Origin of the sequence: Halorubrum sp. SP9, assembly GCF_005435015.1 — an archaeon.
GTDB lineage: Archaea > Halobacteriota > Halobacteria > Halobacteriales > Haloferacaceae > Halorubrum > Halorubrum sodomense.
In genome coordinates, this window is sequence record NZ_SGXU01000018.1 from 1 (window position 1) to 13,042 (window position 13,042).

15 protein-coding genes and 1 tRNA gene are annotated in these 13,042 nt (G+C 67.9%); 8 read left to right on the forward strand and 8 right to left on the reverse strand.

Features of this window, described 5'->3' with window-relative positions:
• Nucleotides 1-368: 368 nt before the first annotated feature.
• Nucleotides 369-1,478 (reverse strand): GTP-binding protein, encoded by a 1,110-nt coding sequence (locus tag EXE45_RS11120; RefSeq protein ID WP_092924386.1) that lies wholly within the window; start codon nucleotides 1,476-1,478, stop codon nucleotides 369-371.
• Between the two features lie 178 nt (nucleotides 1,479-1,656).
• On the opposite strand from EXE45_RS11120, the gene EXE45_RS11125 reads away from it, so the two are divergent.
• Nucleotides 1,657-1,857, forward strand: a complete 201-nt coding sequence (locus tag EXE45_RS11125) for a hypothetical protein (protein ID WP_092924389.1) — start codon at nucleotides 1,657-1,659, stop codon at nucleotides 1,855-1,857.
• Nucleotides 1,858-2,034: 177 nt separating this feature from the next.
• Nucleotides 2,035-3,057, forward strand: a complete 1,023-nt coding sequence (locus EXE45_RS11130; protein ID WP_092924392.1) for an NADP-dependent oxidoreductase — start codon at nucleotides 2,035-2,037, stop codon at nucleotides 3,055-3,057.
• A gap of 168 nt (nucleotides 3,058-3,225) precedes the next feature.
• On the opposite strand, the gene EXE45_RS11135 is transcribed toward EXE45_RS11130, so the two are convergent.
• Both EXE45_RS11135 and nth read right to left on the reverse strand, forming a co-directional pair.
• Nucleotides 3,226-3,310, reverse strand: a tRNA-Leu gene (locus EXE45_RS11135).
• 440 nt (nucleotides 3,311-3,750) lie between these two features.
• Nucleotides 3,751-4,449: an endonuclease III gene (nth, locus tag EXE45_RS11140; protein ID WP_092924349.1), complete on the reverse strand. Its 699-nt coding sequence runs from the start codon at nucleotides 4,447-4,449 to the stop codon at nucleotides 3,751-3,753.
• Between the two features lie 124 nt (nucleotides 4,450-4,573).
• On the opposite strand from nth, the gene EXE45_RS11145 reads away from it, so the two are divergent.
• The 3 genes from EXE45_RS11145 (at nucleotide 4,574) to EXE45_RS11155 (ending at nucleotide 5,633) form a co-directional block, all read left to right on the forward strand.
• Nucleotides 4,574-4,882 (forward strand): cyclin, encoded by a 309-nt coding sequence (locus EXE45_RS11145; protein WP_092924352.1) that lies wholly within the window; start codon nucleotides 4,574-4,576, stop codon nucleotides 4,880-4,882.
• Nucleotides 4,883-5,025: 143 nt separating this feature from the next.
• The gene (locus EXE45_RS11150; RefSeq protein WP_137694413.1) at nucleotides 5,026-5,442 is read left to right on the forward strand and encodes a DUF2178 domain-containing protein; all 417 of its coding nucleotides are present in this window, start codon (nucleotides 5,026-5,028) and stop codon (nucleotides 5,440-5,442) included.
• Nucleotides 5,439-5,633, forward strand: a complete 195-nt coding sequence (locus EXE45_RS11155; protein ID WP_137694389.1) for a helix-turn-helix transcriptional regulator — start codon at nucleotides 5,439-5,441, stop codon at nucleotides 5,631-5,633. Before EXE45_RS11150 ends, EXE45_RS11155 begins: the two co-directional genes overlap by 4 nt.
• On the opposite strand, the gene EXE45_RS11160 is transcribed toward EXE45_RS11155, so the two are convergent.
• Together EXE45_RS11160 and EXE45_RS11165 are read right to left on the reverse strand one after the other, a co-directional pair.
• Entirely contained in the window at nucleotides 5,634-6,272 is a 639-nt protein-coding gene (locus EXE45_RS11160) for a fibrillarin-like rRNA/tRNA 2'-O-methyltransferase (RefSeq protein WP_137694390.1), read from the reverse strand.
• Complete coding sequence (locus tag EXE45_RS11165) at nucleotides 6,265-7,203, reverse strand: NOP5/NOP56 family protein (RefSeq protein WP_092924357.1); 939 nt, start codon at nucleotides 7,201-7,203, stop codon at nucleotides 6,265-6,267. Before EXE45_RS11165 ends, EXE45_RS11160 begins: the two co-directional genes overlap by 8 nt.
• Nucleotides 7,204-7,409: 206 nt before the next feature.
• Between EXE45_RS11165 and EXE45_RS11170 the strand changes: the two genes are divergently transcribed.
• From EXE45_RS11170 to EXE45_RS11180, 3 genes are read left to right on the forward strand one after another with little or no spacing between them, the layout of a single operon-like run.
• Nucleotides 7,410-8,606, forward strand: coding sequence for a PotD/PotF family extracellular solute-binding protein (locus tag EXE45_RS11170; protein ID WP_092924360.1), 1,197 nt, complete (start codon nucleotides 7,410-7,412; stop codon nucleotides 8,604-8,606).
• A complete protein-coding gene (locus tag EXE45_RS11175) occupies nucleotides 8,607-9,536 on the forward strand; it encodes an ABC transporter permease (protein ID WP_137694391.1) in 930 nt (309 codons plus the stop codon).
• Nucleotide 9,537: 1 nt separating this feature from the next.
• Complete coding sequence (locus EXE45_RS11180) at nucleotides 9,538-10,416, forward strand: ABC transporter permease (RefSeq protein WP_137694392.1); 879 nt, start codon at nucleotides 9,538-9,540, stop codon at nucleotides 10,414-10,416.
• A gap of 108 nt (nucleotides 10,417-10,524) precedes the next feature.
• On the opposite strand, the gene EXE45_RS11185 is transcribed toward EXE45_RS11180, so the two are convergent.
• From EXE45_RS11185 to EXE45_RS11195, 3 genes are all read right to left on the reverse strand, one after another.
• A complete protein-coding gene (locus EXE45_RS11185) occupies nucleotides 10,525-11,577 on the reverse strand; it encodes an ABC transporter ATP-binding protein (protein ID WP_137694393.1) in 1,053 nt (350 codons plus the stop codon).
• Nucleotides 11,578-11,899: 322 nt separating this feature from the next.
• Entirely contained in the window at nucleotides 11,900-12,139 is a 240-nt protein-coding gene (locus EXE45_RS11190; protein WP_092924371.1) for a glycine zipper domain-containing protein, read from the reverse strand.
• A 105-nt stretch (nucleotides 12,140-12,244) separates the two neighbouring features.
• Nucleotides 12,245-13,027 carry a CBS domain-containing protein gene (locus EXE45_RS11195; protein WP_137694394.1) on the reverse strand — a complete coding sequence of 261 codons (783 nt, stop codon included), beginning with the start codon at nucleotides 13,025-13,027 and terminating at the stop codon, nucleotides 12,245-12,247.
• Nucleotides 13,028-13,042: the final 15 nt, after the last annotated feature.

Below are 13,042 nucleotides of genomic sequence, written 5' to 3' on the forward strand. Positions count from 1 at the left end.
GTCGGGCTTCGCCCGACTGCCAGAGGCGCGTCGCGCCTCGCTGTCGCCGGCGCTAGGCGCCGGCTGCCAGCGGGACCTTCGGTCCCTCGCTGGACGCGGCGAGCGAGGAGCGTGGTTCGAGAGAGCTTCGCTCTCTCGTCACCGCCGGGAGTCACAGACTTCCGGCTAGCAGTCAGGAGCCGAGGAGTTCTGACGATATCCCGAAAATCGGAGATTTTCGGGCGACAGCAAGCCGCGCGAGCCCCGCAGCGAAAACGAGCGAGACCACGAGCGTCGCAGCCCGCACGGCGAAGCGGACGGACACGTCTTTTGAAGGCCCTCGCGCCTGAGGCTTTGGAGGTATCTTCACCCGACGCGGGTTTAGAAATTCACTTCCGCGCGACGATCCGCAACACGTCTTCATCAGCCAACTCGTGGCCCTTCCCGACCTGTTGGTCGTCGTGTTTCGCGCTGTCGCCCGACACCCGCGCAAATTTGAAGCGCTCGTCGAACTCGCCGCCGATCTTCGTACAGGCGTCGCCGACCGTGTCGCCCTCGAACAAAATTAGCGGCTCCTCGTAGTCGACGCCGCGACCGGGCTTGTCCATGTAGATGCGAATAACGCCCAGCTCCTCCCAGAGCCGCTCCTTGAGCCCGTCGAGGCCGAGTTCCTTCTCGGCGGAGATGAAGAGCACGTCGTCGGGGTCCAGGTCCCGCTCGCGCAACTCCGCTTTCACCGTCGGGAGGTAGCTCTTGTCGATGAGGTCCGCCTTGTTGACGGTGACCATCGAGGGGAGGTACTCGCGGTTGTCCATCACGGCGTCGACCAGCTCGTCGATGGTGAGGTCGTGCGGGATCGTCACCTTCGCGTTGACGTAGCCGTACTCGCGGAGGACCTGCTTGACCGTCTCCTCGTCGAGGCTCACGTCGTCGCTCATCGTCACGCCGAGCCCGTCCTTGTGCGTCTTCCGGATGTTGATGTTCGGGGGATCGGTGTCGAGGCGGATGTTGGTCGCGTACAGCTCCTCGCGGAGGCGGTCGTACTGCTCGATCTCGAAGACGGAGAGCATGAACACCACGAGGTCCGCGGTCCGGACGACCGAGAGCACCTCCTTGCCGCCGCCACGACCGCCCGCGGCGCCCTCGATCAGCCCCGGCACGTCGAGGATCTGGATGTTCGCGCCGCGGTACTGTAGCATGCCGGGGTTGACGTCGAGGGTGGTGAACTCGTAGGAGCCCACCTCGCTGTCGGCGTTGGTGAGGGCGTTGATGAGGGTGGACTTGCCGACGCTGGGGAACCCGACCAACGCGACCGTGGCGTCCCCGTGCTTCTCGACCGCGTAGCCGTGACCGCCGCCGGCGGAGGACTGGTTCTCCAGCTTCTCCTTCTTCTCGGCGAGTTTCGCCTTCAGGCGCCCGATGTGAGCCTCCGTCGACTTGTTATAGGGCGTCTCGGCGATCTCCTCGCGGAGGTCTTCGATCTCCTCCTCCAGTCCCATTACCACACCCTCGGCCGGTCGGCTCGTTAAAGGTGTTCCTTCGGATCGCCGGCCCGTCGGCGGGGATCGAATCGGCCGACAGCTCCGCGCGAATCGGCGGTTCGCGCCGAACGAGTGGTTGGTCCGCCGATACTTCGACACGGTTATATCGGAGACGAATAATCCTCTGACACGCCGAATGCCAGATCCGTCGAGCCTTCGCGACAGTACGCAGATCGTCCTCCCGCGCCGCGCGCTCGACGGGCACCGGGAGCCCCTCGAAGCCCGCTTCACCGTCACCGTCGTCGAGACCGACGACCGGTACCGGATCATCGGCAGCCCGGTCGAGATCAAGGCCGCCAGCGACTACCTCACCCGCAACGGCGTCGCTGTCGCGTGAGGCGCTCCGTCACGTGAGTCGTTCCGTCGGCGGGCGGCCCGGCGGTCGCGTGTCGATCCCGCTGCGCGACGGGGAGCCCTCGCGGGGCCGCTATCGTCGCGCCGGCCGCGGGTTCCGGATCCCCACGACGGCTGCTGGGGTCCAAACCCTATTGCGGTCCATCCACAAACGGGGACCGTGACGAACACCAACCGCGAGTGGCTTCTCGCCGAGCGGCCGACCGGCGAGCCCGATCAGGACAGCTTCGAACTGCGCGAGGCCGAGGTCCCCGCCCCCGACCCCGGCGAACTCCTCGTCCGCGTCCGGTTCCTCTCGGTCGACCCGTACATGCGCGGCCGGATGCGCGACGCCGAGTCCTACGCGGAGCCGTGGGACGTGGGCGACGCGCTCAGGGGCGGGGTCGTCGGCGAGGTGGTCGAGAGCGCGAGCGACGCGTACGACGCGGGCGACCTCGTGACCGGCGAGGGGCGCTGGGCCGACTACGCGACGCTCGACGCCGACGACGTCGCGCCCGTCGACCCGGCTGTCGCGCCCCCCGAGGCGTACCTCGGCGTCCTCGGCATGCCCGGGCGGACCGCGTACTTCGGACTGCTGGAGGTCGGCGAGCCGAAGCCCGGCGACACGGTCGTCGTCTCCGGCGCGGCCGGCGCGGTCGGCTCGGTGGTCGGCCAGATCGCGGTGCGGAACGGCTGTCGCGTGGTCGGCTTCGCGGGCAGCGACGAGAAGACCGACTGGCTCACCGACGACCTCGGCTTCGACGCCGCGATCAACTACAAGACCGCGGACGACTACCGCGCCGAGCTCGACGAGGCGGCGCCCGACGGCGTCGACGTGTACTTCGACAACGTCGGCGGCCCGATCACGGACGCCGTCTTCACGACGCTGAACCTCGACGCGCGCGTCGCGGTCTGCGGCCAGATCGCCCACTACAACGACGAGGAGACCCCGACCGGCCCGCGGAAGCTCCCGCAGCTGATTCCGGTGCGGGCCAAGGTCGAGGGCCTGCTCGTCAGCGACTTCGCGACCCGGTTCGGCGAGGCGAGCGAGCGGCTGGGCCGGTGGGTCGCGAGCGGCGACCTCGAACACCGCGAGACGGTCGTGGAGGGGTTGGAGAACGCGCCCGACGCCTTCCTCGGCCTGTTCTCCGGCGACAACATCGGCAAGCAGGTGGTGCGGGTGTCGGACGCCGACGCGGAGTAGTCGCGACTCGGCGTCGCTTCTACCTGTAAAGGGAGTGCGCGGGACCGGATTCGAACCGAGGCGAGAAATGCTCGCTCACTCCGTTCGCTGCGCTTTCTCGCTGGGTTACAAATCCGCTCCTGCTCCCTCACTCCAGCCGACTCGCTTTGCTCGTCGGCTTCCGTTCAGTGCGCGGGACCGGATTCGAACCGGCGGACCCCTACGGGATAGCGTCCTAAGCGCTACGCCTTTGGCCTGGCTCGGCAACCCGCGCGCAACCCCGAATACGCGAAACCGAGTCAAGAACCTGACGAACCACCAGCGGCGATGCGATTTATAAATACGATGGCGCGTGCCGACGAGCGCCCGCAGGGCGCGAGTCGCACGCGCGAGGGAGTCGGCCGCCCAGAGCGAAGCGAAGGGCGGCCGACGAGGCTGGGGAGGTGTGAGGTGCGGTTGCGGTGCCGTGCGGGGTGGGACTCAAAGGGGCGGCCGCGAGGGCGAAGACGCGCGACGCAAGTAGCGAGAGATCAAAGGTCTCTCGGACAGCCGGCGGCGGAGCCGCCGGCGAGACCGCAGGAGAGAACGGAGTGAGCGACGAGGACCGCAGCGAGCGCATCGAGCCCTCGCGGCCGGGGCTTTGGACGTGTTCGCTACCAAGCGGGCGTCACCGTTCACTTATAAACCACTACCAACTGACCCCGCCCCACCGTCTCAGCAGTACTCGCAGTCGCAGTACTCGTCACAGACGGGGTTGTCGCAGTCGGCGCCCCGAGCGGAGCAGTGCTCGCGGCCGTGCCGAATCAACAACACGTGAAGCGGATAGATCAGTTCGTCGGGCACCTGCTCGTCCAACACCTCGTGCGCACGCTCGTTCGACGCCGACTCCGGCACCAGCCCGAACCGCTTCGAGACGCGCTCGACGTGGGTGTCGACCGCCATCGTCGGCTTCCCGAAGTGGAAGTTCAACACGACGCTGGCGGTCTTCGGGCCGACGCCTTTGATCTCCGTGAGCCACGCCTTCGCGTCGTCGGTGGCCATCGCGTCGAGGAACGCCAGCGAGTACGCGCCGCCGGTCTCCTCGCGGATCGCGGTCAGCGCGCGCCGGATCCGGGCTGCCTTCTGATCGGGGAGGCCCGCCACGCGGATCGTCTCCTTCAGCTCCTCGTGGTCGGCCGCCTCTATCGCCGCGAAGTCGTCGTAGCGGTCGAACAGCGCCTCCGATGCGCGCCGCGTGTTCTCGTCGGCGACGTTCTGCGAGAGGATCGTCGTCACCAGCTGGCGGACGCCCTCGCCCGGCTCCGCGGTCGGGTCCGCGCCGTGCTCGGCGACGCGGTCGACCGGCTCGTACAGCTCGACGAGGTCGTCGTGAAGCGCCCGGACCCGCGTCTCGTCCCACTGCTGTGTCGACATACGCGCGATACGCGTGCGGTCAACTTGAGGCCGGCGGACGTCAGAAACCTCGGGACGGCGACCGCGGGCGGAGCGCGGCCGGCCGACGCGGCCGTTTATATATCCCCCGCGACTACCTCGGCGCGTGTACCGGGCGAGCGACCGGGTCGACAACGAGGCGTGGATCGAGCTGCTCGAGGAGGCGTGCGTCTCCCTCGACCTCGACGAGGAGACCCGCTCGACCGCGGTCGACCTCTTCCTCTCCCGCGCGCCCGACGACGACCGCGGCAAGCGCGTCGCGGCCGCCGCCAGCCTCTACGCCGCCGGCCTGATCCGGGGCGAGGAGCGGTCGCAGTCCGCGGTCGCGGACGCGATGGACGTCTCGCGGCTCTCGGTCCAGCAGCGCTGGAAGCCGATCCTCGAAGACGCCGGCTTCTCGCCGCCGTCGTGGTGAAACGGCGGAGACGGTGCGTAAGACCGTCTCTTCCGTCGCGGACCAGAGTCGTCTTCGACGGCGACGGTCTTAGTTTCTAACGTACAGTGTCCGTTACTGTAAAGCGAGCGTTACACACAGTTCCCGCTCGCTTTACCCCCAGCATAAGCGAACACACCACCTCCGCGACGACTCGGCCCTCCTCACGGAAACGCTACGAACGCATCGCGTACGGCCCGCTCGGCGCCGGCGTCCTCGCGCTGTGGATCGGTATCGCCCTCGACCGCTTCGTCCTCGGCGTCGCCCTGTACTGGGCCGGCGGCCTCGGGCTGGGGCTCGTCCAGCGGTTCAGCCCCGTCGAACTGTACGACGAGCGCGACACCACCATCGAGCGCAAGGCGAGCCAGAACACGATGAACGGCTTCGCGTACGTGTCCGTCCTCGGGACGCCCGGCGGGCTCGCGCTACAGGGGAGCGGCGTCGTCACGCTTCCGGGCGAGTTCTACGGCGCGACCTGGACCCTCTTCGGGGGCTTCGTCGCGTTCGGCGCGTCAGTCCTCTACTACAAGCGGCGCATATGAGAAACGACGTCTCAGACAGACGCGCCGAGACCGGCGAGAGCCAGGCCGACCTCGCCGCCGCGGTCGGCGTCACTCGCCAGACGATCAACGCCATCGAACGCGAGCGGTACGACCCCTCGCTGGAGCTCGCCTTCGGCCTCGCGGACCACTTCGACTGCCGGATCGAGGACCGCTTCGACCCCGATGAGTGATCACTTCGGCGTCGCCACGACGCCGAGGTGGTCCTCGTGGAACCGGTCGAGCCGCCGCGTCTCCAGAATCTCGTACGCCTCTCGGAGGCGGCCGAGCGCGCCCTCGAACACGGTCTCCGGATCCACCGTCACGTCCTCGCTGCGCGCCTTGACCGCGAGCAGCAGCCGCCCGTCGTCCGCCAGGAACTGCGCGTTGCGCACGGCCACCTCGGCCTGGCCGCGCGTGGCCACGTCCTGAACGATCGCGTCCACGTCGGCCTCGACGACGTGCGCGTACGTCTCCGGCTTCCGCGCGTCCTTGAGCAGCGGGAACAGGCGGTCGCGCGGCGCCGCGGCGTCGAGCAGGTCCCTCGCCGGCCGGGGCGCGAACTCGACCGCGTAGGTCGGGCCCGCGAAGTCGGCCACGTGGCTGACCGTGGTGCCGCTCGCGGCGCCGAGGTAGAGGACCGTCTCGCCGCCCGTAAGCCCCGTCTCAACCCCGAGTTCAAGCATCCCGCCGAGCTTCGACCGCTCGGGGTCCCACGCGCGCCAGCCGTCCGCGGTCGGCTCGCCGTAGACGGGCTCGCCCCGGGTCGCTAACCGCCGCCCGCCCTCGATCTGGCGACGTTCGACCCCGTCGGGAAGGGCGGACTCACTCATCGGCGGCCCCCCCGTCCTCCGTCTCTCCGTCTTCCGCCTCGCCCGCGTCCCCCTCGCCGTCCGCCCGCGCCCGAATGGTCGCCATCCGCTCGCGGAGGTCGTCGTGGAGTCGCTCCCGGCGCTCGCCGGCGTAGTGGTCCGCACGCGCGCCGAGCGCGAGCTTCCCGGCGAGCGCGCGCGCCGCGGACCCCCGGTCTTCGGGCCGCGTCCCGCGGACGAACTCGTGCGTGTAGATGATCCCGTGTTTCGGCGAGGGCGCTCGTCCGGAGAGGTGCGCGAACAGCGCGTCCTCGGCGCCGAGCACCTGAACCGTGCCCGACGGCTTCTTCGCGAGCGGCTCCAGCCCGCCCGCGAGCGCGATCAGCCGCGCGGCGAGTTCCGGCCCGGCCATCTCGGTGAGGTTCGGCGCGACCGCGGGCGCGATCCGGCCGATCGTCTCCGCGAGCGCCGCCCGCTCGTCGTCGAGTTCGGCCGCGCGCTCGGCGAGGGAGACGGCCCGTCGCTCGACCTCGCCCTCGGGCTCGCGCGCCGCGACGGCTCGGGCGCCCTCGACGCCGGGGTCGACGTCGTCGAAGAGGCTCCCCGCCCACTCGACGGCGCGCTCGGCCAGCTCGTTAGCGGTCCGCTCGGCGTCGTCCATGGCTCGAATCGCGTGGATCAGCTGCGCGTCGTCCGCGCGCTCCCGCTCGCGGACCGCCTCGCGGGTGGCGCGCGTCGTCGCGGCCTTGAGCCGGTCGTAGTACTCGTCCGCGTCGCCGGTGAATCCGGCCTCGACGGCGCGCGCGGGCCAGTCGGCGGGCGACGCGGCGCTCCCGGTCAGGATTCGGTCGCGGCGCGCCGCGGCGTCGTCGTCCGCACCGGCGACCGCGACAGCGAACCAGCCCGCACTACCGACGTCGGGCGGCGAGTCCGGCGCCACGTCTTCGCTCATGACGAGCCGTTACTCTCCCCGCCCGTATAGGCGTTCCCGAAGCCATCCGCGCGACGAGCGCTGGGCCGTAACACCGGTTCACGGACGAATCGCCCCGCAGCGCGTCGAAAGCACGGATACACCCCAATAACAGCAGATAAATTAAATAACTCTGTATATGTATTACGTGGGGAATATTTATTTACTCCACTTCGTACATACGGCGTATGCCAACGAGTCACGAGGACTCGGCACGATCGAACAGGAGCGTGAGTCGTCGTCAGTACATCGCCGGTGCCGGTGCGGCCGGTGCGGTCGCACTCGCCGGCTGTAGCGGCGGTGGCGGCGGTGGCAGCGGTGGCGGCGGTGGCAACGGTAGCAACGGCGGTAGCATGGGCGGCGACGGGACGACCACGATCAACATCATCACGTGGGAGGAGTACGCCGAGATGCAAGAGAACATCGAGTCCACGCTCGACGGGGTGGAACTCAACATCACTCCCTCGACGTCGTCGACGGAGATGTTCTCGCAGTGGAGCGCCGGCCAAGACGCGCAGTACGACATCGCCGTCCCCAACAACAACCTCGTTCCGCGGTTCATGGACGCCGGCCTCGTCGCACCCGTGAACCGCGACGTGGTGACGAACTTCGACTCGATGTACGACCGGTTCCAGACGTTCGTCGACGAACAGTTCACGGAGGGCGGAGACGCCTACGGGGTTCCGATCCGCTTCGGTTGGTACGGCTACTCCTACGACTCCCGGAGCGTTCCGGACCACGAGCCGAGCTACAACATCCTGTTCGAGGAGGACTACGTCGACGCCGACCTCGACGGCGAGATCATCATGTACAACGAGGCGGCGAAGACGATCCCCGCGGCGGCGCTGTACCTCGGCATGGACGACGCCATGTCCGGCGCGCGGATGACGTTCACGGAGGAGCAGCTCACGGAGATCCAGGAGGTGCTCATCGACCAGAAGTCGCGACTACAGGGGTACATCGCCCCCGACCCGACCTTCATTCAGGAGTTCCGGCAGGGTAACTTCCTCGTCGGACACAGCGGGCGCAACGAGACCGTCCAGATGCGGAGCGAGGGCGACGACTGGGTGGAGTTCGTCGCTCCCAGAGAGGGCGCGCTGGCGTGGTACGAGACCGCGGTCGTCTCGGCCGCCTCGGACAACCAAGAGACCGCGTGGGAGGTCGTGAACGAGTTCATCACGCCCGAGAACGGCGCGGCCCTCGCCGAGGCGGGCTTCTCGCCGAGCACGAACCCCAACGTGGCGGACGAACTGACCGAGGAACAGAACGAACTGTACGGGCGGATCGATCCCTCGCGTCTCGAAGGGATGTACTCGCTCAAGGACATCGCCTCCGACGTCGAGGAGGCGTACCTCTCCACGTGGGAAGAGGTCAAGGCGGCATAGATGTCGACCGACCAGCCGGACGAGAGCAGGCGGGCGAGAGCGGTGCGGCTGTTGAGCGGACCGCGCAGTCGGCTCGGCGTCACGGTCGGCCCCAGCGCGGCGTGGATACTCACGCTGCTCGTCGCGCCGCTGGCGTTCATGATCGCCGTGAGCTTCTTCGAAGTCAGCTCGCTGACGTATCAGATAATCTACGAGCCGACGCTGAGCAACTACCGGTCGCTTTTCGACGGCGGGGGCGCGATATGGAACACCCCGTTCGTCACGGCGCTGTGGCTCTCGTACGTCATCGCCACCGTGACCACGGTGCTGTGTTTGGCGCTCGCGTTCCCGCTGGCGTACCTGCTCGCGCGGAACGGGGGACGGCTGTTCAAAGTCGTCATCTTCTTCGTCCTCTTGCCGTTCTTCACGATGTACCTCGTGCGGGCGTACTCGTGGGTCCTGATGTTCGGCCCGGGCGGCGTGATCAACAGCACGCTTATGAACTGGGGGCTGATCGACGCCCCGCTGGCGATATTCAACTACGGCATCCCGGCCATCATCGTCGGACTCACGCACGCGTACTTCCCGTACATGCTGTTGACGCTGTACGCGAGCCTCGACGGTCTCGACTTCTCGATCATCGAGGCCGCCCGCGACCTGGGGGCGTCGCGGGTCGAGGTGTTCCGTGACCACGTGATCCCGCTCACGCTCCCCGGGATCATCGGCGGGAGCCTCTTCGTCTTCGTCCCGAGCGTCGGCGCGTTCATCACGCCGACGTTCCTCGGTCAGGGGAAAATCCAGATGATCGGGATGCTCATCGAAAACCGGGTCGCCGGGACGTACTCGATCGGATACGCGAGCGCGGCGTCGATGTTCGTACTCGTCTCGATCATCGGCGCGATGGTCCTCGCCTTCCGGTACGTGAGCATCGAGGAACTGGGGGGTGCCTGAGATGGCGACCGAGACCGCCGAGTCGAACGAAACGACGGAGCCGACCCGGCTCGTCGGCCACCAGCAGGTAGAGAAGCTACTCAGCACCTCGCTGTACGTCGTGTCCGGGCTGTTGCTCCTCTTCTTGTGGGTTCCCCTCGCGATCATCATCTTCCTCGCGTTCGCGGAGAACGCCGTGACTATCTTCCCGTTCGAGGGGTTCACCCTCGACAACTTCCGGCTGGCTATCAGCAGCGATTCGATGCGCTCGTCGCTCGCCGGGAGTTTCACGATCGCGACGGTGGCGGCGTCGATCGCGACGATACTCGGCGTGCTGGCGAGCTTCGCGCTGACGCGCTACCGGTTCCGCCTCCGGGAAATGTACCGGACCTTCGGAATTATTCCCATGGTGATCCCGGGTATCATCCTCGGCGTGGCGCTCCGGATCTACTTTCAGAACCTGCTCGGCATCCTCCCCGGGTTCACGACCGTGGTGTTGGCCCACTCGTTGTACGGGCTTCCGTTCGTGCTCCTCATCGTCTCGGCTCGGCTGTATACCTTCGACGAGTCGTTGGAGGAAGCGGCCAGAGACCTCGGTGCGGACCCGATCACGGTGTTCAGAGACGTCACGCTCCCCGTGATCGCTCCGGCCGTCGGAGCGGGCTTCCTGTTCGCGTGGATCCGGTCGTTCGAGGACTACATCCGGGCCCTGTTCCTCACCGGTCCCAACACGGACGTGTTAACGATTTGGATGTTCAGCCGGATCCGACAGCTCGACGCGCCGGAGCTCAACGCCGTCTCCGCGCTCATCGTGTTCGGCGTCGCGGTCGCGTTGGCGGTCGCGATGAACGTCGGCAACGTGACCGGCTACGTCGCCGGAACGGTCGCCGACGAGGAGTAGCTCCCGACCGGGGGGACCGTTTCGAGGGGCGTTTCGAGACCGCGAACCACCCGCGTACGAACGCACGACGAGGCGAACCGCCGTACCCCGGCGGTCAGAAGACGGTGATCAGAAGACGGTCGGCGCGCCGTCGACCACGCCCAGCGCGACGTCGTCGCCGGTGTCGACCGACGACTCGCGTCCCTGAATGACCACCTGAAGTTCGTCGATATCCTCGTTTGGGTCGACGACGTAGTTCGTCTGGTCTCCCTGGAAGTACCGCTCGACGACGACGCCGCGCAGGATGTCGTCACCCGTCGCGATGGTGAAATCCTCCGGTCGGATCGAGATGGTGACCTCGCCGGCCCGGTCCTCTACCGGTACGCTGAAACCCCCCTCACCGCCGATCTCTGCGACCGTCGTTCCGTTCCGCTCGACGATCTGCGCCGTGATGAGGTTCGTGTCACCGATGAAGTCAGCGACGAACTCGGACGCCGGCTCGCGGTAGATCTGCTCCGGCGGGCCGATCTGTTCGATGTGGCCGTCGTTCATCACCGCGATCCGGTCGCTGAGCGTCATCGCGACCTCCTGGTCGTGGGTCACGTAGAAGAACCCGCCCTGCGTCTGCTTGTGGATCCGCCGGAGTTCGACCTGCATCTGCTTCCGGAGCTTCCGGTCGAGACTGGAGAGCGGCTCGTCGAGCAGCAGCACCGCCGGCTCGTTGACCAGCGCGCGAGCGAGTGCGACGCGCTGTTGTTGGCCCCCTGAGAGCTCCCCCGGGTTGCGGTCCTCGAACCCGCCGAGGTCGACGAGATCGAGGTATTCGGAGACGCGCTCCGACCGCTCGTTCGCCTCGACGCCCGCCTTGGCGAGTCCGTACCCCACGTTCTCACCCACGGTCATGTGGGGGAAAAGCGAGAGCTGCTGGAACACGAGGTTGGTGTCCCGGGCCTCCGGCGGAACCGATCCCATCGACCGGCCCTCGATCCGAACCTCGCCTTCCGTCGGGTGTTCGAAGCCGCAGATCATCCGGAGCGTCGTCGTCTTCCCGCAACCGGACGGGCCCACCAGGGTGAAGAACTCGCCCTTTCGGACGGAGAAGTCAATGCCGTCGACCGCGGTGAGATCACCGAACCGCTTCGTCACCTCGTCGAGTTCGACCAAACTATCCCCTGTTGTCATGTGACACTCGTCCCGACACCAGCATTATCAATCTACCGCCGGACGGCGCCCACGGCGGCGTCACACTCCACGAGGTGACCGGCGCGCTTGCCGCTTCGTCCCCTCCGGAAGCCGTGTCGCCCGCCGGTCGCGTCGCTCGCCGGCGGTTCGAGCCGACCGACCCCGCCGCCGGAGGCCTCGCTCGTTGCCGCCGCTGCTCGCCCGGCTCGTGGTGACGTTCCCGACGCGCCCGCGGGCTATCCGCTTCGCGGACCGGCCGTCCCGTCGGACCGATTACGGAAAATTCGAGGCGAAAGCCTCGCGTTTCAGCGCGGGGAGGATGTCAAGCCGCCGCGTCGGCCTCGGCTCCCCCGTCGTCATCGGCGTCCGCGTCGGCCCCGTCCGCGAACAGGCCGTCGGCGCCGGACTTCAGTTCGGCGAGCGTCGCCCCGGCCAACCCGCCCAGCGCGCCGCCGGTGCTGGCCGCGTTCCGGCTCCACAGCCCGCCGACCGCGGCGCCCACCGCGGCGCCGACGGCCGCGTACTTCGCCCTGTTAACCGCGTTTCGGATTCGGGATCCCATACTCCCCACTTCTTGTCTGTTCATAAAAATGTGTCTGCGAAAGCCACGAATTGGTTCGGTCGACCGGATCGGCGTACGGACGCGGCGGATACGCGTCGTCGCAGCCTATTGGAGCCGCTTCGTCGTCTCCACGAGCGGATGGCGCGCGTAGTCGACGACTTCGATGTCGTCGACGACGCGGAGCCCCTCCTTCTCCGCGGTCTTCGCCATTCCGAGGTCGACCGGCGTCTGCGGGACGATCACGTACGCGTCCATCGCCTCGATGCCGGCCTCGCGGGCGGCCATGGCGCGGTGGTGGCCGTCGGCGAGATAGAGGGTGCCGCCGTTGTCGATGACGACGAGCGGCTCGGCGAGCCCGTGTTCGAGCTCGTACTGTCGGCCCTCGAGTTCGTCGGCGTACACGCGGGCCTGCGTCGGCGTCAGGTCCGCGATGGCGACCTCGCGGCGCACCTCGTCGAGCTCGACGCCGTGGATCTGCGAGAGCGTCCGCATCAGCTTCCCGACCTTGCCCGGCGTGGCGCGCTCGATCTGCGAGCGGACCACGTCGGTGTTCGAGATGATCCCGACGAGGTTGTCGGCGTCGTCGACGACCGGGAGCCGTTGGATGCCGGAGCGTAAGATCACTCGCGCCGCGTCGGTCACCCTCATATCGGGGTGTGCGACGATCAGGTCCTCCGTCATCACCGTGAACACGGGGGCCTCGTCGTCCGCGAGCAGCAGGTCCCCGGCCGAGACGAACCCCTCGACGGTCCGGCCCTGGGTGACGGGGAACCCGTTGTGTCCGTCGCTGTCGGCCATGCGGCGCGCGACGGCCGCCACCGTCTCGTCCGGACTGACCGTCTCCACCTCGCGGGTCATATACTCTCCGACGGTCGGTTTCCCGCTCATCACCCGCCGTAGACG